The organism is Maricaulis alexandrii, from assembly GCF_005871165.1.
GTDB classification, from domain to species: Bacteria; Pseudomonadota; Alphaproteobacteria; order Caulobacterales; family Maricaulaceae; genus Maricaulis; species Maricaulis alexandrii.
The window spans coordinates 25,873-48,302 of sequence record NZ_SWKP01000012.1; the positions used below are offsets into that span (position 1 = coordinate 25,873).

At 65.6% G+C, this 22,430-nt stretch carries 19 protein-coding genes and 1 tRNA gene; 12 read left to right on the forward strand and 8 right to left on the reverse strand.

All coding sequences use genetic code 11. From position 1 onward, the window contains the following. The first annotated feature begins 22 nt into the window (after positions 1 to 22). Positions 23 to 1,555, forward strand: coding sequence for an acyl-CoA carboxylase subunit beta (locus FCS99_RS15915; protein ID WP_138514366.1), 1,533 nt, complete (start codon positions 23 to 25; stop codon positions 1,553 to 1,555). A gap of 137 nt (positions 1,556 to 1,692) precedes the next feature. On the opposite strand, the gene FCS99_RS15920 is transcribed toward FCS99_RS15915, so the two are convergent. The 5 genes from FCS99_RS15920 to FCS99_RS15940 all read right to left on the reverse strand — a co-directional run bounded on the left by FCS99_RS15920 (position 1,693) and on the right by FCS99_RS15940 (position 8,043). Beyond that, positions 1,693 to 1,962 carry a hypothetical protein gene (locus tag FCS99_RS15920; protein ID WP_138514368.1) on the reverse strand — a complete coding sequence of 90 codons (270 nt, stop codon included), beginning with the start codon at positions 1,960 to 1,962 and terminating at the stop codon, positions 1,693 to 1,695. 719 nt (positions 1,963 to 2,681) lie between these two features. Then, positions 2,682 to 3,887 (reverse strand): efflux RND transporter periplasmic adaptor subunit, encoded by a 1,206-nt coding sequence (locus FCS99_RS15925; RefSeq protein WP_138514370.1) that lies wholly within the window; start codon positions 3,885 to 3,887, stop codon positions 2,682 to 2,684. Positions 3,888 to 3,893: 6 nt separating this feature from the next. Further along, on the reverse strand, positions 3,894 to 6,293 hold the full coding sequence (locus FCS99_RS15930; protein ID WP_138514372.1) for an ABC transporter permease: 2,400 nt from the start codon (positions 6,291 to 6,293) through the stop codon (positions 3,894 to 3,896). Next, positions 6,293 to 7,039: an ABC transporter ATP-binding protein gene (locus FCS99_RS15935; RefSeq protein ID WP_138514374.1), complete on the reverse strand. Its 747-nt coding sequence runs from the start codon at positions 7,037 to 7,039 to the stop codon at positions 6,293 to 6,295. Before FCS99_RS15935 ends, FCS99_RS15930 begins: the two co-directional genes overlap by 1 nt. An 80-nt stretch (positions 7,040 to 7,119) precedes the next feature. Further along, the gene (locus FCS99_RS15940; protein ID WP_138514376.1) at positions 7,120 to 8,043 is read right to left on the reverse strand and encodes a fatty acid desaturase family protein; all 924 of its coding nucleotides are present in this window, start codon (positions 8,041 to 8,043) and stop codon (positions 7,120 to 7,122) included. A gap of 109 nt (positions 8,044 to 8,152) precedes the next feature. On the opposite strand from FCS99_RS15940, the gene FCS99_RS15945 reads away from it, so the two are divergent. From FCS99_RS15945 to FCS99_RS15960, 4 genes are all read left to right on the forward strand, one after another. Next, positions 8,153 to 8,617 carry a potassium channel family protein gene (locus tag FCS99_RS15945; RefSeq protein ID WP_138514378.1) on the forward strand — a complete coding sequence of 155 codons (465 nt, stop codon included), beginning with the start codon at positions 8,153 to 8,155 and terminating at the stop codon, positions 8,615 to 8,617. Between the two features lie 88 nt (positions 8,618 to 8,705). After that, on the forward strand, positions 8,706 to 10,715 hold the full coding sequence (locus FCS99_RS15950; protein WP_138514380.1) for an acetyl-CoA carboxylase biotin carboxylase subunit: 2,010 nt from the start codon (positions 8,706 to 8,708) through the stop codon (positions 10,713 to 10,715). 10 nt (positions 10,716 to 10,725) lie between these two features. Then, positions 10,726 to 11,205, forward strand: a complete 480-nt coding sequence (locus FCS99_RS15955; RefSeq protein WP_138514382.1) for a DUF805 domain-containing protein — start codon at positions 10,726 to 10,728, stop codon at positions 11,203 to 11,205. A 24-nt stretch (positions 11,206 to 11,229) separates the two neighbouring features. Further along, positions 11,230 to 11,748 carry a hypothetical protein gene (locus FCS99_RS15960; RefSeq protein ID WP_138514384.1) on the forward strand — a complete coding sequence of 173 codons (519 nt, stop codon included), beginning with the start codon at positions 11,230 to 11,232 and terminating at the stop codon, positions 11,746 to 11,748. Positions 11,749 to 11,754: 6 nt separating this feature from the next. Here FCS99_RS15960 and lipB read toward each other — a convergent pair whose 3' ends face one another. Beyond that, entirely contained in the window at positions 11,755 to 12,468 is a 714-nt protein-coding gene (gene lipB, locus FCS99_RS15965) for a lipoyl(octanoyl) transferase LipB (protein ID WP_138514386.1), read from the reverse strand. Between the two features lie 82 nt (positions 12,469 to 12,550). Between lipB and FCS99_RS15970 the strand changes: the two genes are divergently transcribed. Together FCS99_RS15970 and FCS99_RS15975 are read left to right on the forward strand one after the other, a co-directional pair. After that, positions 12,551 to 12,799 carry a FliM/FliN family flagellar motor switch protein gene (locus FCS99_RS15970; protein WP_138514388.1) on the forward strand — a complete coding sequence of 83 codons (249 nt, stop codon included), beginning with the start codon at positions 12,551 to 12,553 and terminating at the stop codon, positions 12,797 to 12,799. Positions 12,800 to 12,862: 63 nt separating this feature from the next. Continuing rightward, a tRNA-Leu gene (locus FCS99_RS15975) sits at positions 12,863 to 12,949 on the forward strand. A 231-nt stretch (positions 12,950 to 13,180) separates the two neighbouring features. Here the strand turns inward: FCS99_RS15975 and FCS99_RS15980 are convergent. After that, a complete protein-coding gene (locus FCS99_RS15980) occupies positions 13,181 to 14,128 on the reverse strand; it encodes a hypothetical protein (RefSeq protein WP_138514390.1) in 948 nt (315 codons plus the stop codon). A 226-nt stretch (positions 14,129 to 14,354) separates the two neighbouring features. Here FCS99_RS15980 and mgtE point away from each other — a divergent pair, with 226 nt between their 5' ends. From mgtE to FCS99_RS16005, 5 genes are all read left to right on the forward strand, one after another. Further along, positions 14,355 to 15,746, forward strand: a complete 1,392-nt coding sequence (gene mgtE / locus FCS99_RS15985) for a magnesium transporter (protein WP_138514392.1) — start codon at positions 14,355 to 14,357, stop codon at positions 15,744 to 15,746. A gap of 48 nt (positions 15,747 to 15,794) precedes the next feature. Beyond that, complete coding sequence (locus tag FCS99_RS15990; RefSeq protein ID WP_171036416.1) at positions 15,795 to 16,742, forward strand: Kelch repeat-containing protein; 948 nt, start codon at positions 15,795 to 15,797, stop codon at positions 16,740 to 16,742. A gap of 66 nt (positions 16,743 to 16,808) precedes the next feature. Further along, positions 16,809 to 18,713: a lysozyme gene (locus FCS99_RS15995; RefSeq protein ID WP_138514395.1), complete on the forward strand. Its 1,905-nt coding sequence runs from the start codon at positions 16,809 to 16,811 to the stop codon at positions 18,711 to 18,713. 84 nt (positions 18,714 to 18,797) lie between these two features. Further along, positions 18,798 to 19,970 carry an isovaleryl-CoA dehydrogenase gene (locus FCS99_RS16000; protein ID WP_138514397.1) on the forward strand — a complete coding sequence of 391 codons (1,173 nt, stop codon included), beginning with the start codon at positions 18,798 to 18,800 and terminating at the stop codon, positions 19,968 to 19,970. A 62-nt stretch (positions 19,971 to 20,032) separates the two neighbouring features. Next, the gene (locus FCS99_RS16005; RefSeq protein WP_138514399.1) at positions 20,033 to 20,533 is read left to right on the forward strand and encodes a lysozyme inhibitor LprI family protein; all 501 of its coding nucleotides are present in this window, start codon (positions 20,033 to 20,035) and stop codon (positions 20,531 to 20,533) included. Here the strand turns inward: FCS99_RS16005 and FCS99_RS16010 are convergent. Then, the gene (locus FCS99_RS16010; RefSeq protein ID WP_138514402.1) at positions 20,530 to 22,269 is read right to left on the reverse strand and encodes a patatin-like phospholipase family protein; all 1,740 of its coding nucleotides are present in this window, start codon (positions 22,267 to 22,269) and stop codon (positions 20,530 to 20,532) included. The two genes, FCS99_RS16005 and FCS99_RS16010, sit on opposite strands and share 4 nt — an antisense overlap. Positions 22,270 to 22,430: the final 161 nt, after the last annotated feature.

Below are 22,430 nucleotides of genomic sequence, written 5' to 3' on the forward strand. Positions count from 1 at the left end.
CAATTCCGGGAAGGATGCCGCCATGAAAGACGTTCTCGAACAGCTTGAAGCCAAGCGCTCTGCGGCGCGTCTGGGCGGGGGTGCGGCGCGGATCGAGGCGCAGCATGCCAAGGGCAAGCTGACGGCGCGCGAGCGGATCGAGATGCTTCTGGACGAAGGCTCGTTCGAGGAATGGGACATGTTCGTGGAGCATCGCTGCACGGATTTCGGGATGCAGGACAAGAAGATCCCGGGCGATGGCGTGGTCACCGGCCATGGCACGATCAATGGCCGCCTGGTCTATCTCTTCTCCAAGGACTTCACCGTGTTCGGCGGCTCGCTGTCGGAGACCCATGCCCAGAAGATCGTGAAGATCCAGAAGGCCGCCATCCAGAACGGCGCGCCGATCATCGGCATTTTCGACGCCGGCGGCGCACGCATCCAGGAAGGCGTCGCCTCGCTGGGCGGGTATGCCGACATCTTCCTGCAGAACACGCTGGCGTCCGGTGTGGTGCCGCAGATCTCCATGATCATGGGCCCGTGCGCCGGCGGGGATGTCTATTCCCCGGCCATCACCGACTTCATCTTCATGGTGAAGGATACCTCCTACATGTATGTGACGGGTCCCGATGTGGTGAAGACGGTCACCAATGAGACGGTGACCCACGAGGAGCTCGGTGGCGCCTCCATCCATGCCAAGAAGTCCGGTGTCGCCGATGGGGCCTTCGAGAATGATCTGGAAGCGCTGGTTCAGATCCGCCGCCTGATCGACTTCCTGCCGCTCTCCAATCGCGAAACCCCGCCCAAACGTCCCAGCTATGACAATGCGGACCGTCAGGAACCCAGCCTGGACACGCTGGTCCCGTCCAACCCGAACAAGCCTTACGATATCAAGGAACTGATCGAGAAGGTCGCCGATGAGGGCGATTTCTTCGAGATCGCGCCGGACTATGGCGCCAATATCGTCACCGGATTCGGGCGTCTGGATGGCCAGCCGGTCGGCTTCGTCGCCAACCAGCCCATGTCCCTGGCCGGCGTGCTCGACATCGACGCCTCCCGCAAGGCGGGCCGCTTCGTGCGCTTCTGCGATGCCTTCAACATCCCGGTCGTCACCTTCGTGGACGTGCCCGGCTTCCTGCCCGGCACGAAGCAGGAATATGGCGGCCTCATCAAGCATGGCGCCAAGCTTCTCTTCGCCTATGCCGAAGCCACGGTTCCCAAACTCACCGTCATTACCCGCAAGGCCTATGGCGGCGCCTATGACGTGATGAGCTCCAAGCATCTGCGCGGCGATGTGAACTATGCCTGGCCGACCGCCGAGATCGCGGTGATGGGCGCCAAGGGGGCCGCCGAGATCATCCACCGCAAGGATCTGGGCGATGAGGAGAAGATGGCCGCCCACACGAAGGAATATGAAGACCGTTTCGCCAACCCCTTCGTGGCCGCCGGCCGGGGCTATATCGACGACGTCATCATGCCCCACAACACCCGCAAACGCCTGATCTCAGCGCTCCGCACGCTGAAGAACAAGAAGGCGGAAAACCCCTGGAAGAAACACGACAATATTCCGCTTTAGGGGGCAGTGCCGGCACCAAAAACGCCGTCATCCCCCAGCTAGCCCGGGGGACCTTGTCCCTCCGGTCCACAGGTTAGCTCAGCTCCCCCGGATGCCTTTCAGGCACCGTGGGATGACGGGGCGGGTGCGTTGGCGGTTCAACCTCCCACCAAATCCTCCAGCACATCCCGCACCGTCCAATCACCATTCATGGCGAGGGCCTCTTCCTCGCAATCCAGGCTTTGCGCCAGGCGGCAGTCCGGCAGGCGGTCCATCAGGCGTTCCGTCGTGGCGATGGCTTTGGTGAACTGACCGGCTTGGGCCTGTTGGTGTATGACAGTGTGGAGGAGGTGCAGGGCGTCCTGTTCCCAGGCGAAGACCTGCATGTTGATGGGGGTGCGCGGGGATTTGTGGTGTTCGCGGGACATGTTGGCTCCTGAGTTTCTTCCCCATTTGATGGGGAAGTGGGCCGATGCGCAGCATCGGGTCGATGGGGCGGCGCGCAGCGCCGGGTTCAAGCAATGGTTTCCGGCTTCGCCGGCCCCTCCGTCCCTGCGGGACACCTCCCCATGGAATGGGGAGGAAAGAGGTTCAGCTCCACAGGTTTTCACCTTGGAGGGATGAGAGGCGTGCGGGAGACCTGACGGGTCGGATTTCTTAGTGAGTGTGAGTGACCTGACAGGTCTCCCGCACGCGGAGATTTGATCGTCTTCCCTTGCGGGCGACGCACCGAAACCGCCTGGGTGCCAGCACGGTCGGGACCTTGTGCCGTGTGGCCCGGGCGATGGCCCTGCCGGAGCTTGGGATGTCACCCCCTCGCGCGGACAGGCTCCGCACACTTCCGGGCACAAGGGACTGAGCTCGCGCCTCTCTTCCCGGAAGTCGAGACAAGTCTCTCACAGGTTTTCAGGGTGGGGATAAGTTTGGCTGGGTCGGCACGCCCTCTCCCTGGGGAGAGGGTGGCGCGCATGCGCCGGGAGAGGGGGAAATCCCGGTGTTTAAAGGTAGTCTCGAAGACCCCGCCATCCCCCCTCATCCGCCGCTTCGCGGCACCTTCCCCCCAGGGAGAAGGAGGGGCTAGCCTGTTATGCACGCGCCCGCAGGTGGCGGGCGCGTCAGTTCCCCGCAAACGGGGAGAAGGAGGGCGCTACTCCGCCAGACCGCGATCCTTCACACCCGCGCCGTCGACGACGCCTTCGCCGGGATAGAGCACCACCACATCGCCTGCAGTCAGCCCGTCCAGGACTTCGGCGTCGACGCCATTGTCCTGGCCGATGCGGACCGGGGTGAGGGCGGCGCGGTTGTTGTCGACGCGATAGACGGCCCAGCTGCCGTCCTGGCGGAAGAGGGCGGCGACGGGAACGCGCAGGGCGTCCTCGCTGTGCCAGACGGTGATGGCGGTTTCGACGCGATAGCCATGGCCCAGGGCCGACCAGTCACCCGGCTCGCCGGTGAAATCCAGCACGACATTGACGCGTTGCTCCTCCACGCCGAGCGCGGAGACCTGTTCAAACCCGTAGGGCTCGACCCGGCGGACGCGGGCCGGCAGGGGCGGGGCGTCGCGGCGCCAGCCGGTGATCTGCGCCGGATCGCCGGGCGTGGTCTGGACGGCGTCGGCGGAGAGGAATTCGGCGACGATTTCCAGCCCGGACGGATCGCCGATCTCCAGCAGCGGGGCGCCGGCCGCGACCGGGCCCTCGCTTTCGCGCACGGTCTGCAGGACGACACCGTCAATCGGGGAGCGGATGTCGAAAATCGCGCTGTCCCGGTCGCCGGCACCGCTGCCATGGAGATGGATGCGCGCGGCCTCGATCTCGGCTTCGCGCATGCGGATCGCGGCCTGGGCGCGGCCGGCAGCGGCTTCAGCGGCGCGCAGTTCGGCGGCGGCCCGGTCGATCTGGGCCTGGGAGGCGATGCCGGTCTCGTGCAGGCGGGCGATCCGGGCATGATCCTCGCGGGCCAGGTCGAGGGCGGAGCGGGCCGTGCCGGCTTCGGCGCGGGCTGCGGAGCGGGCGGCTTCGGCGAGCGCGATGGCGGCTTCCGCCTCGCCCTGGCTGCGGGCATCGAGAATGGAGGGTTCCGCCGGCAGGATGCGCGCCAGGACATCGCCGGTCGCGATACGGTCGCCCGGTTCCCAGTCGATCCGCAGGAGACGGCCGGAGACCGGGGAAGCGATGGCATAGACATCGCGGATCCGTGTGCGCCCTTCATCGCGGATCGCGACGGAAAGCGCGCCGCGCTCGATCCGGGCCGTGTCGACGAGGACCGGGCGGGGCCAGAAACTCCAGCCGATCAGGGCGATGACGAGCACGGCCGTGCCGGACCAGAACAGGGTGCGGAAACGAAGCGTCATGGCGGTCTAGTCTCCCGTCTTCAGGGCCGCGACCATGTCGAGCCTGTTCAGTCGCGCCCGGACCATGAGGCCGGAAGAGAGCGCGACGATCAGCACGACGAGGGCGGTATAGCCATAGGTGGCCGGATTGATGATGTAGGGCAGGCGGAACAGGTCGGAACTCATCGCCTCGGCGAAATACCAGGACAGGCCGGCACCGAGCAGGCAGCCCACGGGCAGGGCAATGAGGGTGAGCAGGGCGATCTCGCCGAGCAGGACATAGGCGACTTCGCCGCGGGTGAAGCCGAGCACGCGCAGGACGGCGAGTTCATGCTCGCGTTCGGAAAAGGAGATGCGGACACTGTTATAGACCACGCCGACGGCGATCATGCCGGCGAAGATCGTGTAGATGTAGATGGAGGTCCCCATGCCTTCATCCATCAGGGTTTCGAACTGTTCGCGCGCTTCAGTCTCCAGTGACACACCGGCGATGGCGGGAGCGTTCTTCAGCTCGGCATAGAGCGTGTCGGCCCGGTCCGGATCAATGCGCAGCCAAGCCCCGGAGATCAGGGCGTCCTCGCCCAGCACCTGGTTGAGATCACCGATCTCCATCAGGGCACCGGACCCGATCAGCGTGGTGACGACATTGGCGACCGGGATCGAGAAGACCGGCCGGTTGCCTTCGGTGATCTCCACGTCGATCCGGTCGCCGGGGCTGACGCCCAGCGGGGCGGCGATGTCGCGGGACAGGATGATGGAGCCGGGCGGCGGCGTGACCGGCTCGCCCCGGCTGTCGATCAGGCGGGACAAATGGGCTCCGGTCGGGGCGCCGGTCAGGGCGATGCGTTCCTCATGGCCGGCAAAGTGCAGACGGGCCGGGGCATGACGCACCGGTTCGGCCGCCAGCACGCCGGGCAGGCGGGCCATGGCGTGCAGGGCGGCACGCGGCCGCGGCTCGACCAGGCTGACCGTCACGTCCTGGCGGTTGGACAGGTAGAAATGGGCATCGATCATCGCCCGGGTCGCATCCAGGAAGTACATGGAACTGGCCAGCAGGCCGACCGAGACGGCGACGCCGGCCAGGGTGAAGCCGGCGCGTCCGGGCCAGCGCAGTGTGTGGCGCAGGATCATGCGCGATTGCTGGTCGAAGCGCTTCCAGCGGGCCAGGGCGGCACCCAGCGCGCGGGAATAGTCCGGTGGCGGCGAGGGGCGCATGGCTTCGGCCGGAGAGAGGCGCGCGGCGCGCAGTCCGGCGAGCATGGCGCCGCCGCCCACGGCCAGCAGCGTCACCGCGAAAGCGCCGGCATAGACGGAGGCAGGCAGGTCGAAGAGCAGGAAGGGGAAGTGATAGTATTCGATATACATGGCCGCCATGAGACGGCCGAGCCAGGTGCCGCCGCCCAGGCCGAGGGCCAGACCCAACGCGCCGATCACCAGGGCGAATTTCGTGTAGTGCCAGACCACATCGCGGGAATAATAGCCGAAGGCCTTGAGCAGGCCGATCTGGGCCCGTTCCATCGCGATCAGCCGTGTCAGAACGACATTCACCAGGAAGGCTGCCACCAGGAGGAAGACTGGCGGCAGCAGCGAGGCCATCGTGCCCAGCTGGTTGATCTCGCTGGAGACGAAGGCATCGGAGATGTGATCCGCACGGCCATAGGCGCCCGGTGCGCCCCAGGGCGCCAGCAGCCGGTCGAGGGCATCGATCACGCGGCGTTCCCCGGCGCCGGGCTGCAGGATGAGGGCGGCCTCATTGAAGGCGCCGTCACTGTCGGCGGCCTGTTCCAGGGCCTCGCGTCCCATCCAGCCGACCCCGAACAAACGGTCGTCCGGCACGATCTGGCCCGGCGCGATGGCGTAGACGAATTCCGGCGCGAGGGCGAAACCGACCACGCGAAACGCCTCCCGGCCGCCGCGGATCGTGGTGGTGACGCGGTCTCCGATGGCCAGTCCATGGGCGCGGGCAAACCCGTCCAGCAGAACGATTTCCTCGCGCTGACCGGGCCGGGGGCGGCGGCCTTCGGTCAGGTGGATGCGGTTGACGGATGGCAGGCCGGTTTCCGGCAGGGAGAGGATCAGCCCGCTCGCCGGCGCGGACAGGCCCGGCATGTCGAACAGGGCCGGCTGGCGCACCCGCGTCTCGACCCGGGCCACGCCGTCGAGATGCTGGATGGCGTCCGCGACACTGTCCGGGGCGCGCACGACCGGGGCCCAGACATCGGCAAACCGGTAGCGGTCATAATAGGCGTCGCGGGTCTCGCGCAGACTGTCCAGCATGCCGGCCGACACGACGAGCACGGCGACACCGGCGGCCACGACCAGGGCAATCGCCAGGGCTTGAAGCCGGATGGCCCACAAATCCCGCACCATTTTGCGATCCAGCCGGGCCGGCAGGGCGGCGGCGATATCGCGGGCGGGGCGGGTCATCACCAGCTCAGCGCCTCCGGTTCCACCGGATGCTCATTGCGGCGGGATTCGCGGACCTCGCCATCGGCCAGGGTGATCACCCGGTCGGCCATGGCGGCGACGCCGGCATTGTGGGTGATCAGGAGCACGGTGGAGCCCAGATCGCGATTGACCCGTTTCAGCGCCTGCAGGACGCGGACCCCGGTCGCACTGTCCAGCGCGCCGGTCGGCTCGTCGCACAGCATGACTTCCGGCCGTTTTGCGATGGCCCGGGCGATCGCCACGCGCTGCTGCTCGCCGCCGGACATTTCGGCGGGGAAATGGTCGGCCCGTTCGGCCAGTCCGACCAGGTCCAGCGCTTCCAGCGCCGGCATGGGATCGGCCGCGATCTCGGTGACGAGCTCGACATTCTCCCGCGCCGTCAGGCTGGGCATGAGATTGTAGAACTGGAAGACGAAGCCGACATGATCCCGCCGAAACCGGGTCAGGGCGGTGTCGGTGATGGTGGTCATGTCCCGGCCGCGGAATTCGAACGCCCCGTCCGTGGCCCGGTCCAGCCCGCCGAGAATGTTCAGCAGGGTGGACTTGCCCGACCCGGACGCGCCCAGCAGGACAACGACCTCGCCGGAGGGAATGGTCAGATCGACCCCGCGCAGAGCCCTGACCTGGGTCGTGCCTTCGCCGAAAACGCGGGTCAGCCCCCGGGTCTGGAAACAGGCCCGGTCGTGTCCCTGATCGGTCGGAACGGATGGTGGTGTCTCCCCCATCGGCACCGGTCTCCCTTCAACCCCTGTTTGCTAGCACCGTTCGGGCGGCGCGCGAAGCAGGCGGGAAGCGGCAAGACGTCTCAGGCCGGGCTTTGAACCGCCTTGGTGAGCATGTGCGGATAGGAGCGCGAGATGCAGCGATAGCCCTCATAATAGCCCCGTTCGGCCAGGAGGCGGTGCAGGCGGGGCAGATTGTAGGGCGGCACGGCGGCGAACATGTGGTGTTCCAGGTGGAAGTTCACATTGTTCGGCGCCACCAGGAGGCGTTCCAGCCAATTGGCCACGGTCGTATGTGTGTTGAGCCGGGCGTCCAGATCATAGCGATCCGTGGCGGCGCCATGCTCGCCGATATTCCGCAGCCGCATGATCACGGGATAGATGAAAATCCGCGCCACCCACCACAGCAGCCAGGCCCAGGGCGCACCGGCCAGGGTGAGGGCGCCGAGGAGGACGGCCTGGAAGACCAGGAAGGGGGTCTTGGCGCGCCAGTCGGGGCAGCGCCAGGCCATCACCATTTCCTTGAACCCGGTCTGGCCGGTGATGTCGCGGATGAATTTGCGGCGCAGGCTGGCCTGCGTGACCGGATAGGCCTTCACCAGGACCTGGTCGGGATCCTTGTCGGTCCCGGCATGACGGTGATGGTCCAGATGATAGTCGCGATAGAGCTGCAACGGCACGTCCACCGCAGCCCCGCCGATCCAGCGGCCGACGAATTCATTGAGGGCGGGCGTGCGGAACAGGGATTTGTGGGCGCAGTCGTGCAGCACGATCGCCAGGGCCAGCTGACGCCCGCCAATGACCAGCACCGCGACCAGAAAGCTCAGCGGATTGGGCCAGGCAATGGCCAGGGCAAAGGCGAGGGCCAGCAGGAGCAGATCGCCACCCAGCATGAGCGCGCCCTGCCAGTTCGTGGTTTTCGACAGGCTGCGCAATTCCTCCCGGCTCAGGCAATCCTTGAGGGATTTGTCGTTTCCGGTGATGGGCGGCGTTCGGGGTTGGGTCATGCCGGTCTCCTTGGCGAACAGTGTGACAAAAAACCCTGTTTCCTCCAAGCGGTCAGGCTTAGTCTGGGGCAGAGGCCCGGGCGAATCTGCGGGTCCGGGGAGGCGGATCATGCTCCAGGCACTTGTCCTGTCAGCTATCATGGTCGTGGTGACGACCGCCATTCACCTGGCCGGGCTGACGCTTTTGCTCGGCTGGACGCGCCAGCACCGGTCCGAGGTGGACGCGCCGGGGCACACGCTTTCCCTCTTCCTCTTCATCCTGGCCATCGTGATCGGCGTCTTTCTGGTCCATGTCGTGGAGATCATGGCCTTTGCCGGTGTCTACATGGCGATCGGCGAGATCACCTCTTTCGAGACGGCGGTCTATTTCTCGGCCTCCACCTTCACCACGCTGGGCATGGGCGACATTTATCTGGACAGTCATTGGCGGCTTCTGGTCGCCATGGAGGGACTGATCGGTTTCCTGATGATCGGCTGGTCGACCGCCTTCCTGATCTCCCTTGTCGGCAAGCTTCGAACGCTGGAAGAAGTGTGGTTCGACCGCGATCGCGAGACGGAGCAAGACGCGGACTGATATCAGCCCAAGTGCTTGCCGCCCCCCGCCGGGGCACGCTAAACCCGTCCGCATCCGGGGCGTCTGCCCGTTTGCCATTGGGGCCTCCATGTTCAAGAAAATCCTGATTGCCAATCGCGGTGAGATTGCTGTTCGCGTGATCAAGACGTGTCAGCGTCTGGGGATTGCGACGGTGGCGGTTTATTCGGAAGCGGATGCGGACAGCCTGGCGGTTGAGATGGCGGATGAGGCGGTGTTCATCGGCCCGCCGGCGCCGGGCGAGAGCTATCTGGTGCTGGACAAGATCCTCGACGCGATCAAGCAGACCGGGGCGGATGCGGTGCATCCCGGCTTTGGCTTTTTGTCGGAGAATGCAGCCTTCCCGAAGGCGCTTGAAGAGATCGGCGTGGCCTGGATCGGGCCCAATGTGAACGCCATTGACGCGATGGGCGACAAGATCCGCTCCAAACAGCTGGCGGCCAAGGCGGGCGTGTCGACGATCCCGGGCGCCGATGGCGAGATCAATGACGCCGACACGGCGCTCGCGGCCGCCAAGGCGATCGGCTATCCGGTCATGCTCAAGGCCTCGGCCGGGGGTGGCGGCAAGGGGATGCGGATCGCCCGCTCGGACGCGGAGGTCAAGGAGGGCTTCAAGGCGGCCCGCAATGAGGCCAAATCCTCCTTCGGTGATGACCGGATCCTGATTGAGAAATTCATCGAGGAACCGCGCCATATCGAGATCCAGGTGCTCGGCGACAAGCACGGCAATGTGGTGCATCTCAATGAGCGCGAATGCTCGGTCCAGCGGCGCAATCAGAAAGTCCTGGAAGAAGCGCCATCGCCCTTCCTGGACAAGAAGACCCGCGCCGCCATGGGCGAGCAGGCGGTGTCCCTGTCCAAGGCGGTCGATTATGACAGCGCCGGCACGGTGGAGTTCATCGTCGACAAGGACAAGAACTTCTACTTCCTGGAGATGAATACCCGGCTTCAGGTGGAACACCCGGTCACGGAGCTGACCACGCATCTGGACCTGGTGGAACAGATGATCCGCGTGGCGGCCGGTGAGGCGCTGGGCTTCAAGCAGTCGGAGGTTCCCTTGGACGGCTGGGCGGTGGAAGCGCGGCTGTATGCGGAAGATCCCTATCGCGGCTTCCTGCCCTCCATCGGGCGCCTCAAACACTTCCTGGAGCCGGCCGAGGGCAAGCTCGGCGAGGGCCAGCTGCGCATCGACAGTGGCGTGCGCGAGGGCGACGAGATCTCGCTCTTCTATGACCCGATGATCGCCAAGGTGATCGGTTACGGAAAGACCCGTGAGATCGCGATCGACACGCTGGCGGAAGCGCTGGACCGGCTGCATGTGGACGGTCTTCAGTCCAATGCCCCCTTCCTCTCTGCTGTGCTGGACGAGCAGGACTTCCGGTCCGGCCGCATCCATACCGGCTATATCCCCGAACACTTCCCGGAGGGCTTCCACGGCACCGCGCCGCGCGAGGACCAGCTGATCGCGATGAGCTGTGCGGCGGCCTATGTGCACGAGATCAATATCCGCCGTGGTGGCCGCATCGAGGGGCGCATCCGTCCGGAAGAGGACATTACCAGCCGGGACTGGGTGATCTTCCTGGACAAGCGGCGCATCCCGGTTGAGATCGAGATGACGGCGGAGGGCGAAGCCACCATCTGGTCGCCCTCGCTGAAGGCGGACAAGATCACGCTGACCACCCAATGGCATCCCGGCCAGCACCTCTTCCAGGCCACGATCGACGGGCAGGAGATCGCCCTGGTCTTCGCGGACCGGACCGAGGGCTATGTGATGCGCCATCGCGGCTTCACGGCCACGGCCATCGTGTGCACGCCGCGGTCCGCGGAGCTGCATGTGCGACTGCCGGAGAAGGAAAAGCCGGACATGGCCAAGCTGGTCGTCTCCCCCATGCCGGGCCTGGTGGTCACGGTGGAGGTGGAGGAGGGCCAGGAGGTCAAGACCGGCGAACCCCTCATCATCGTGGAAGCCATGAAGATGGAAAACGTCCTGCGCGCAGAGACCGACGGCACCATCAAATCCGTCAAGGTCGAAGCCGGTAACTCCGTCGCCGCCGACGAACTCATGATCGAGTTCGAATAGGGGAAGTCTCATGGACTATCAGTACGTTCTTCTGAACCCGAACGGGCGGATCGCCCCGCGCGAATTCTGGATCGGCGTGCTGATCATTCTGGGCGGCAATGTGCTGGCCGGTCTGATCCCGCTGATCGGCGGGCTGGTCTGGCTGGGTCTGATCTGGGCGGGCATCTGCGTCTATGGCAAGCGCCTGCATGATGCCGGGCGCAGTGCCTGGATCCATGTCATCCCCTGGGGGATCAGCCTGGTGACCTCGACCATTTCCGGCGTCATTCTGGGCGGCAGCATCCTGGCCGCAGCCCTGGCCGGTGATGATTTCACCATCATGCCGCTTCTGGCGGCCGGGGGGCTGGTGACCGGTCTGACCGGCCTGTCCACCCTCGTCTGGCTGATCTATACCGCATGGGTCGGCCTGGCCGAGGGGCAGGGCGGCACCAATGCCTACGGGCCGGCCCCCGTCCGCATCATTGACGTGACGCCGGCCGGCGAAGACTGAACCCGTTCAATATCCGGACCTGACATGAATCCGCTCGCCCCTTTCCTGCCGGTCAACCGGGCCTCAGCGACCGCCTATCTGGTCGGGATCGGCTTTCTGGCTGTGCTGGATTTCCTGCGCCTGAAATCCGGCCTGCCGGGCATGCTGGTCTTTGTCGGCATGCTGGCGATCTGGTTCCTTGTCCTCTCCCTGCACGTCAATCGGCGGCGCCATGCGGGACGCGATATCGGCCTGGCTTTCCTGCCGGTCGGTCTGGCCATCCTGGGCAAGGTCCTGGGCAGTTTCATTGCCCTGATGCCCGGCGTGTACAGCGCCATGATGGATTTCGCCGAGAGCAATGGGGTGGATACGTCCGATCCCGTCGCTTTGCAGGAGGCCTTGTCCGAGCCCGGTTTCCAGACCGAGTTCCAGCGCCAGATGGAGGCCAATCCGGAACTGGTGGCCCATATCGCCTCGGCCACGGGCGGCGGCTCTTTCCTGGGGTTCTGGCTGGTGATTGCGGCGTTCGCGATCTTCTACAGCCGCATGCCGAAAGCCGGCTAGCCGGGCTCAGGCCGCACTGTCCGGAGACGGCGCCTCGACCCGTCGGGTCTCCCCGAAAATCTCCGTGAAGGCCAAGTGCAGGGCCGTGTCGAAATCGGCCATGGACACATCCAGACCCAGGTCCTGCAGCGAGGTCACCCCATAGCGCGGATCAGAGATGCCGCAGGGCGTGATACCGCCGAAATGGGACAGGTCGGGCGCCACATTGAAGGCAATGCCGTGGAAGGACACCCAGCGGCGCAGACGCACGCCGATGGCGGCGATCTTGTCCTCACGCTCTTGGCCGCGATCCACCCAGACGCCGACCCGGCCCTCGCGCGGACCGGCGACGACATCGAACTGGGCGGCCGTGCCGATCAGCCATTTTTCCAGCGACTGGATGAAGGCGCGCACATCGCGGCCGCGGCGGGTCAGGTCGAGCATGACATAGGCCACGCGCTGGCCCGGCCCATGATAGGTGTATTCGCCGCCGCGCCCGGTCTCGTAGACGGGAAACCGGTCCGGCATGAGCAGATCATCCGGCTTGGCGCTGGTCCCGGCCGTGTAGAGCGGCGCGTGTTCGAGCAGCCAGACCAGCTCATTGGCGGTGCCATCGGCGATTCGCGCCGCGCGCGCTTCCATGAAAGCGACCGCTTCGGGGTAGGGGACGAAACCGTCGGAGACGGCCCAGTCGACATTCGGGTGCGCGGTCTGCGGGGTTTGATCAGCCTGTAATGTCATATCGGGCCTTCTTAACCCTGCGGAAACCGAATGGGACAAACATCATGTCCGAGCCCACGAATCGCAAGTCAGGAGCGCTCCCTTGTCACAGGTCGGATCTGTCGATGTCGAAATATCGGTCCTTTTGGGGCGGTCCAAGATGCCGATTCAGCAATTCCTGCGCATGGGACGCGGGGCCGTCATCCCGCTGGACAGCGGTGAGGACGACCAGGTGTGGATTCTGGCCAATAATCATCCCATCGCGCGTGGCGATGTCGTGATCCAGGGCGACCGCATTGCCGTGTCCATCACAGGACCCGCCGACTCCAACGAGTTCTTCGCTGCTGCATAAAGGGTTGCAGAACACTCTTCACAAGGGGCGGGGATGTTGCTATCTCCCGCGCCTCCATGACGTGCGGTCGTGGCGGAATTGGTAGACGCGCAGCGTTGAGGTCGCTGTGGGGTAAAACCCGTGGAAGTTCGAGTCTTCTCGACCGCACCATTTTGGATCTCCCGACAATTTGCTTCGCAAATGTCTCCGATGGGGCGGCCCATCAGGCGCCGGCGCGCGGTCGCGCTTGCGGGCCTGTGGCCCGGGATTTTCAGATGTTCCCGCTTCGCTCGACCCGAGTCTGACGCAGCTGGTGGATCTCCCGACAATTGGCTTCGCAAATGTCTCCGATGGGGCGGCCCGTCAGGGGCCGGTCCTGCGGGGCAGGACCGGCGTGTCCGTCTATTCGGCGGTCACGGGTTCCGGTGCCGGTGTCTGGCCTCGCAGCGGATCGATGACGACCCGGCGATAGGCGGCCGAAACGATGCTGATGGCGACCAGCGTAGAGGCGGTCGTGATCAGGATGATCGGCAATTCCACCAGGACGAATTCCCACAGGAAGGCCGGGTCATCGGCCTGCAGCGTCCAGTCCGACGTGCTGACTGGCAGGTTCAGCGTGCTGCGAACCATCTCCAGGCCGACCATGACCGCGACGGTCAGGACGGCCATGATCAGGAAATTGCTCCACAGGGCGCCCGCCAGGGCAAAGCCCAGCCGGTGGGTTTCACGCGCAGCCGTGCCGAACCAGGACTTGCGCCCCAGTGCGGCGGCCGGGAAGGCGAAGCTGAGCCGAGTCATCACTAGGGAAATGACGGCCAGCCCCAGGCCCAGGAGAAAGCCGAACCCGATATCGAACAGGGTGGTCGGCGCGCCGGCATTCAGGATCAGCGCATTGAAGAAGGCGTAGGGCAGGAACAGCAGGCACAGCAGCGCGACGAGAATCACCCCGCCCAGAACCCCGCGGACCAGAACGGCAAAGAAGCCGCGGTCCGGCAGGTTGAACCCGGTTTCCTGGAAGGGTTTTTCCAGCAGGAAACGGTGTCCCAGGAAAATCACGCCGCTGCCGGTGAGCAGATCCATGATGCCGAGCGGAATGCCGGTCAGCAGGGTGACGGCCGTGGACAGGGTGTAGAGAAAGGAAATCGCCAGAAAGAGCGCCAGAATGCGTCCGGCATTGACCCGCAGGCCGGTCAGCCCCTCCATCAGGAGGCTGCCGCTGTAGAGCCGGGTCCCGTCCTCCATCCGGCTGACACCGCTCAGCCCGCAGACCAGAAGGATGAGCACGCCGACCAACAGGCCGCCCACGCCGCCCAGTGCGAGCGGAATATATTGTTCAAAACCCGAATTCACGACACGTCCCCCAAGGAAATTCCCGTGGCAACCCAAGATTATCCCGGGGCCGGGGTCAATGTGTTTGCGAGCCGGGGCGCTGTCATTGGCGGGGGCGGAGCGGTCAAACGCTGAAAAGACGCGTTTCCACCTGAAATTTGTCGCGTTTGGACCTGATACCGCACTCGATTTTGTGTGGCGCGAGCCCTAGTCTGGGCCACAGATTCAGCCAGCCGGGGAGGGAGATATGAGCGAAGCCGCTTTGGAAGACGATCTCCTGGTTGATTCCCCGGCCCGGGCGGACACCGACCCGGAGTTTGTCGGCAATCTGCGCCAGGCCATCAATGACCAGGATGCCGAACTGATCCGGCGCATGCTGGCCCCGCTGCACGAGGCGGACATTGCCGACGTGCTCGAGCAATTGACGGCCGGCCAGCAGGAAGTCCTCGCCACCATCACGCCGGATATCTACACCGGTGAAGTCCTGGCCGAGATGGAGCCGGACTCGCGCGAAGTCGCGATGTCCTATCTGGACACGTCCCATCTGGCCGCGGCGATCCAGGAACTGGACTCCGATGACGCCACCGAAGTGGTCGAGGAGCTCGACGACGAGACGCGGGCCGCCGTGCTCGCGGAGATTTCCGAGATTGACCGCCAGGCGGTCGAGCAGAGCCTGGCCTTCGAGGACGAGACGGCCGGCCGTCTCATGCAGCGTGAATTCGTGGCGGCGCCGGAATTCTGGACCGTCGGCCACGCGCTGGACCATATGCGCGCCACGGACGAGGAATTGCCGGACAAGTTTCACGATCTTTTCGTGATCGATACCGGTTTCCGGCCGGTCGGCGAGATTCCGGTCTGCCGCCTCCTGTCGGCCAAGCGCGATGTTGCCCTGTCGGACCTGATGGAAACGCCGCGCATTCTGGTCGATCCGGAAACCGATCAGGAAGAGGTCGCCTACCTGTTCCAGAAATACCACCTCGTCTCGGCCCCGGTGGTCGATACGGCCGGGCGCCTGACCGGCATGCTGACACTGGACGATATCGTCCACGTCATCCAGGACGAGAACAAGGAAGACCTTCTGGCCCTGGCCGGCGTGAATGATGCCGGCCTGGCCGATACGGTGTGGAGTTCGGTGCGCTCGCGGGCGCCCTGGCTGCTGGTCAATCTGTTCACGGCCATCCTCGCCTCCGGCGTGATTGCCCTGTTCGAGGGGGCGATCGCCCAGGTCGTGGCGCTGGCCGTGCTGATGCCGATCGTGGCGTCCATGGGCGGCAATGCGGGCACCCAGTCCCTGGCCGTGGCCGTGCGGGCGATCGCCGAACGCGATCTGACGGCCGCCAACACGATGCGTGTGGTCGGCCGCGAACTGGCGACGGGGGCCTTCAACGGGCTGATCTTTGCCGTCGTGATGGGGCTGGTGACCCTGGTCTGGTTCCAGGATTTCGAACTGGCGGGCGTCATCGCCATCGCCATGGTGGTCAATCTGGCCTGTGCCGGCCTGTCGGGTATTCTGGTGCCTCTGGGCCTGGTCCGGGCGGGGGCCGACCCGGCCGTGGCCTCCTCGGTCTTCGTGACCACGGTGACCGATGTGGTGGGCTTCCTGGCCTTCCTGGGACTGGCGACGCTGGTTCTGTTATGATGGTATGCATCCCGCATGGGGTGCGTAAGCAAGCAACAGGGTGGTTTCGTGCGTAATTGGATCCTACCGGTGATCATGTCCGTCATGGTCCTGGCCCCGGCCGGGGCCCAGGGACGTTGGGAAACGGCTGCGCGCCTGGATGCGCCGCGCGCCGGTCTGGCGGTGGTCGTTCATGAGGGCCGTGTCTACGCCGCTGGCGGGTCCGGCCTGACCACGCCGCGCAATGAATTCGAGAGCTATGATCCGGCCTATGACCGCTGGTTCCCGGAAAACCCGCTGCCGCGCGGGCTGGAACAGTTCGGCATGGCCAGCCTGGACGGGCGGATCTATGCCACGGGCGGGTATGCGCCGGACGAGAATGGCCTGGTCGGGCCCAGCGCCGCCATGTGGTCCTGGTCGACGGACACCTATGTCTGGCAGAGCGAAGTGGCCATGCCGGGCTCGCGGGCCGATTTCGCCCTCGTGCCGCTGGACGGCCAGCTCTACGCTATTGGCGGGCTGGTCGATGACCAGACCGGCTATATGTTCGATCCGGAGAGCCGCGAATGGTCCCGCCTCGACCTCCCGGCCGGTGTGACCCGCCGGGCCGCCGCCACACTGGTGGTCGATGGCCGTATCCATGTCATTGGCGGGATTGCCGGCGAGACCGTGTCGGACCGTCATGACATTTTTGACCCGGAAACCGGCAGCTGGAGTGAAGGCCCGGCCCTGCCGGCCGCGCGTTCGGGCAGTGCCGTCGCCCTCTATCAGGGCCGGGTGCATCTGTTCGGCGGCCAGTCCTCGGACGGACGGACCACGCTGCAAACGCATATCTCCTGGGCGCCGGGTGACACGGTGTGGACAGAGGATGCCGATCTGCCGGCTCCGCGCACCGGCGCCGAGGCGGTCGTTCTGGAACGGGGCATTTTCCTGATCGGCGGCGGATCGGGCGGCGGCTTCTTCGCCCCCTTCACCGCACTGGATGCGACCGATGTGTTTCTTGACGACGCCAGCTGAGCACCCGGTGCCGGGCTTGCAGGGCAGCACGGGAACAAGCTGTGCGATGTCCCGAAACGGAACACGATGAAACCGCGACTGAAATCCTCTCCGGCCGCCCGCGACCTGATCAAGCGGTTCGAGCCCTTCCGCCAGACGGCCGAGCGCGGCGATGATGGTCGCTGGGTTGTCGGTTATGGCCACCGTGCCGCAGCGCGTGCGGGTATCAAGGTGTCCGAGGAGGAGGCATCCCTCCTGCTGATCTATGATGTGATGCAGGCGGAAGAGGCGATTGATGACACGCTCTCCACGCCGATCTCGCGCGGCCAGCGCGACGCGCTGATTTCCTTCGTCCATGATATCGGCCTGAATGCCTTCAAGGGCTCCGATGTCGCGCGCTATCTGTTCGAGGGACGTCTGGAAGCCGCCGGTGAGGCCCTGGCGGCCCATGGTGACGGCACCAGTGCGCGCCGTGAGGCCGAGAGCACGCTCTTCCTCGATGCGCTGCAGCCCGTGCCGGCCAAGTCGCAACCGGTTGAACTGGTGATCAAGGTCGAGCATCCCAATGAGGAGCGGGTGCTGGAAGGCGCCGTGTCCGGCGGACCGCCGCCGGCTCCGGTCGAGGATTTCGCGCCGCCGCCACCGCCCATGCCGGACCGCCGTATCACCAGCCGCCGCGAAGCCGAGGCGGAGATCGCCCGCATTCTGGCCACGGTCGAAGCCATGCCGCTGGAAGAGCGCGAGGCAATGGCGGCCGAGGATGCGGTGGATTCCATCGAGGCGGCCCTGTCAGAACGCCGGGATGACCCGATCGAGGGTGAGTATCACGCTGTCGAGGCTGAGCCGGAAACCCCGGAACCGGTCGAGGAAGAGCCGGCTGCTGAACAGAGCGCAGAACAGCCGGATGTCGAGCCGGAAACAGAGACCGAGCCTGAGCCCGAAGCCTCCGTTGAAGCGGATGTGCTGGCCCGGGTGGCCGAAGCCATCGACGCTGAATTGCCCGCGCAGCAGGAGGCCGACGCACCGGCCCCCGTCGCAGCCGAGCCTGTCGAAGCGACTGAAGCTGAACCGCTGCCGGAAGGGACGCGGCTGGGCTTTGACTATGTGAAGAATGCGCCCGTGCGCCGCCGTCCGGCGCCGCGCCCGGTCGCAACGCCCGATCCGGAACCGGTCACCGAACCGGTTGAGGACGCCGCATCCGAACCGGTCCAGGAATATGTGCTGGACCTGCCGGCCGGAACGCCGTTGGGTTATGCCTTCACGGCCGTCCTGCCGGGCCGTTTCCGTCCGCAAGCGGGCGCGCAGAAACCGCAACAGAACCTGGCGCGCGCCGGGCGGTCTTCCGTCCAGTCGGCCGGACTCGTGCCGGTCGCGCCGCAAGCCGTCGCGCCCCTGGCCGCCGACACGGACCCGTCCGAACCGGATATGACGCCGGAAGCCGAAGCACCGGTCGAACCGGTCCGGGAGGCCGCGCCGGACCCCGTCGAGGCTGAAGATGCCCATACCGCGCCGGTGACCGAGATCGTCGAGCGCGCCGTGTCCGTGGCCGGTGATGACACACCGCCGCCCCACCCGTCCGACCATCCGGCCGAAAGCGCCGGGTCTGTCGGCGAAGTGATGGGTGAGACGCGGAACATGTCGGCCAAACCGGCCCTGACCGGTCCGGACCATGATCCGCTGATGGAAGATGATGACCCGCTGCTGGAAGAGGATTTCTCGCCGCAGGATCTCGCCTCCGATGTGCCGCCGAGCCAGGAAAAGCCGCTGCGCCGTCCCGATGACGGGATCTGGGGATTCCTCTCCATTTTCGTCGCGGGCTGTGTCGTCGCAGGCTATGGCCTGGCCGTCACCCGCGGCGATTGGGGCTGGATGCTGAGCGAGCGGAATCTGACGATTGATGGCTGGGCCACGATCGGCGGGGTCTTTCTCATGCTGGCCTCTGCGTGGCCGATGGTCTCGGCAATCGTTGGAAGGTTGAAAGGAAATCGCTGAAAACCTGCCAGATAGTGGCAAGGTATTTCAAAGGTTTCAGGCTTTCATCTTGACCGGATCGGCGCGCGTGATACATCGCGCTCCATGATTTCGAACCAATACCCCACGCTTGATTTCCACCTCGGTGACACGGCGGACATGATCCGTGACACCGTCCGTTCCTTTGCTGCTGACGAGATCGCGCCGCGTGCGGCCGAGATCGACCAGAGCGACGTCTTCCCCGCCGATTTGTGGCGCAAGATGGGCGATCTGGGCCTGCTCGGCATCACCGTCGAGGAAGAGCAGGGCGGCTCCGGTCTGGGCTATCTGGAACATGTCGTGGCGATGGAAGAGATTTCCCGCGCCTCGGCCTCGGTCGGCCTGTCCTATGGCGCCCACTCCAATCTCTGCGTCAACCAGCTACGCCGTTGGGGCAGCGAAGAGCAGCGCGCCCGCTATCTGCCCAAACTGATCTCCGGCGAGCATGTCGGGGCCCTGGCCATGTCCGAACCGGGCGCCGGGTCCGATGTGGTTTCCATGCGCCTGAAGGCGGAAAAGCGCGGCGACCGCTATGTGCTCAACGGGTCCAAAATGTGGATCACGAATGCACCGGCGGCCGACACGCTGGTCGTCTATGCCAAGACAGAGCCGGATGCCGGTTCGCGCGGTATCACAGCCTTCCTGATCGAGCGCGATTTCAAGGGTTTCTCCGTCGCCCAGAAGCTGGACAAGCTGGGCATGCGCGGCTCGGAGACCGGCGAGCTGGTCTTTGAAGACTGCGAAGTCCCCGAAGAGAATGTGATGGGTCCGCTCAATGGCGGGGTGGAAGTTCTGATGTCGGGTCTCGACTATGAGCGCGCCGTCCTGTCTTCCGGCCCGGTCGGCATCATGCAGGCCTGCATGGATGTGGTGATGCCCTATATCCGCGAGCGCCAGCAATTCGGCCGTTCGATCGGCGAATTCCAGCTGGTCCAGGGCAAGCTGGCCGACATGTATGTGCGCATGAATGCCACGCGCGCCTATGTCTATGCGGTGGCCCAGGCCTGTGACCGCGGCGAGACCACGCGCAAGGATGCCGCGGGTGCCATTCTCTATGCCGCTGAAAACGCCACGCAAATGGCGCTGGACGCGATACAGCTCCTGGGCGGCAATGGCTATATCAACGAATACCCGACCGGCCGCCTCCTGCGTGACGCCAAACTCTACGAGATCGGTGCCGGCACGTCGGAAATCCGCCGCTGGCTGATTGGCCGCGAACTGTTCGGCGAAACGGCTTAAGACTGGCCGTCACCGTGACACGGGATTAGGCTCCGGACAGACCCTCTGTCCGGAGCTTTTTCATGCGTGCTGCCCTGGTTTTGATGTGTGGCCTCGCCTTTTCCGCCTGTGCCCAGGCGGCGCCGCCGGGCGGCGAAGCCAGCCGGTCCATGCCGCCGCTGTCGGCCTCTGACACGATCGAGCTCTGCCTGACCGCAGCCGACAATCGCGGTCAGGGCGAGGCGTGCATCCTGGAGTATGCGTCCAATTGCATCTCCCTGGCCGGAGACCTGCCGACAGCCGCCATTCGTGAGACCTGTTATGGCGAGGAGCGCGAGGCGTGGATGGCGCGTCAGGCCGCGAGCCTGGCCAGCCTGGTCGATGCCATGAGTGTCGAGCGGCGCGGTTTGCTGACGCAGAGCCAGGACGCCTGGTCCGCAGCCGTCCAGCGCGATTGCGATTTTGTTGCCAGCTTCTACCCGCATGAGCCGGTCGCGCAGGCCCAGGGCGCCCAATGCCTTGCGGAACGTTCCGCGCACCGCGCCTTGCAGCTGCAGGCCTGGGACGAGGCTTATACCCGCTAAACCACCGGCAGGCCCAGCTGGGCGCGCATGGTGTCGTCCAGGCCGGCGAGCATGGATGTGGCGGCTTCGTGGCCGGCGGCGACGGTTTCGTCGAACCGGTCCCAGTCGCGGATATCGACCGGCGTGTCGGGCAGGATGAGGAGGTCGGCGGCCTCACGGCCGATATCGCGGTGATCGGCCACGCCCACGGTCGCGGCCCGCATCAGCAGGGAGGCGATCGGCGGCGGGGATTTGAAGCCGTGGCGGCGCACCCAGCCCAGGAAATTGGGCGGATCGATGAAATCATCCGGATTGAGACCCTGGGCGCGGGTGACATCACTGCCCACCACGGCCCCGCGGTGGAAGGCGCGCATCTCGCGGGCGGGGAAATTGGTGAAGACGGCCCCGTCGACCAGGATCTGGCCGTGATGAACGACCGGCGGCAAGAGGCCGGGGATCGCGATGGAGGCGCGCAATGCGTCGCGCAGCCGTCCGGACCGGTGCACATGCGGACGGCCGGAGGCCAGATTGGACGAGAGGCAGAAATAGGGGCGCGCCATCTCCGCGATCTCGACATCGCCGAAATGTTCCTTCAACCGCTTGTCGACCTTCTCGCCCTTGGTCAGGGAGACCACGGGCAGGGTCCAGTCATCCAGCGGATTGGTCTCGACGAAAGCCTTGCGGATCCGCCTTTCCAGCTCGTCATCATCCCAGTCCAGCGCCACGCCGGCGGCCACGATGGCCCCCATGGAGGCCCCGCCGACAAAGTCGAAATGCATGCCAGCCTCGCGCAGGGCCCGGATCGCGCCGAGATGGGCATAGGCGCGGGCACCGCCGCCGGAGACAACCAGGCCGACCGACTTGCCCGCCAGTGTGCGGGCGAGGCGGGCTGTATCGGCAGCGTGCTGTTTCTGGCGCCAATGGAAGACCCGCGAGGCATCGGAGGCATCGGACCATTCCTGCGGCCGTGAGGCGGCGGTGACGCCCTGCGGGCTCAAGAGGACAACATCGAGCAGTTTCAGCCGCATGGCGGGTGAGGGATCGTCGGGCAGGAGCGGCCGCGAAGGCCGCGCATCGGCACGGGCAAACAGCCAGAGCCGGTCGGCCCGGCCCATGGCCCGCCGCGCCCAGCCCGGATCGGAGAAGCGCGCGATCAGAAGGACGATGTCATGGCTCTGTTCCAGCTTGTCCAGCTTCTGCCCGGACCAGTCGGAACAGCTTTCATCGGCAATGGCGCAGCTCATGCCCAAGGCCTGCAGCGCCGATTTCAGCTCGGCGGCGCGATAGTCCAGGTCGATCGTGGGGGAGGTGCCGATCAGGGCAAAGACCCGGGGTTCGGATCCGGCCGTGCGATTGCCGCCCCGCAGGCGCGCCAGCATCATCTTGGAGAGCTCGCGCATCAGGCTGGCATGCTTGTCCGTCAGCCGTTCGAAACTCGCCTTGGGCAGACGCACCAGCTCACTGTCGCGCAGGGCGTAGACACTGGCGGAATGGGGGGTCTCGTCCAGCAGGGACATCTCGCCCACCGGCTCACCGGCGCGGATGTAGCCCAGCAGGTCCGGTCGCCCCAGCGGCCCCGCCTTGAAGGCGGCCAAGGCGCCGGAGCGGACCAGGTAGAAGGCGTCGGCATCATCGCCTTCGCGGAACAGGAGCTGGCCTGCCGGCAGGCAGAACCATTCCACCTCATGCTCGACAGCATCCAGCACGGATTTCTCGATCCGGTTCAGGAAAGGCAGGAAGGAAAGGTTGAGGGCCATGATGCGGGGCAGCCTGTTGAATCGTCAGGCAGTCTAGGCGTCTCGCGGCCGCTTATGAAGAGGGACGGGGCAGGGGTGTTTTCTTCCCCATTTCATGGGGAAGTGGGCCGATGCGGAGCATCGGGTCGATGGGGCGGCGCGAAGCGCCAGAAGTGTGAGGC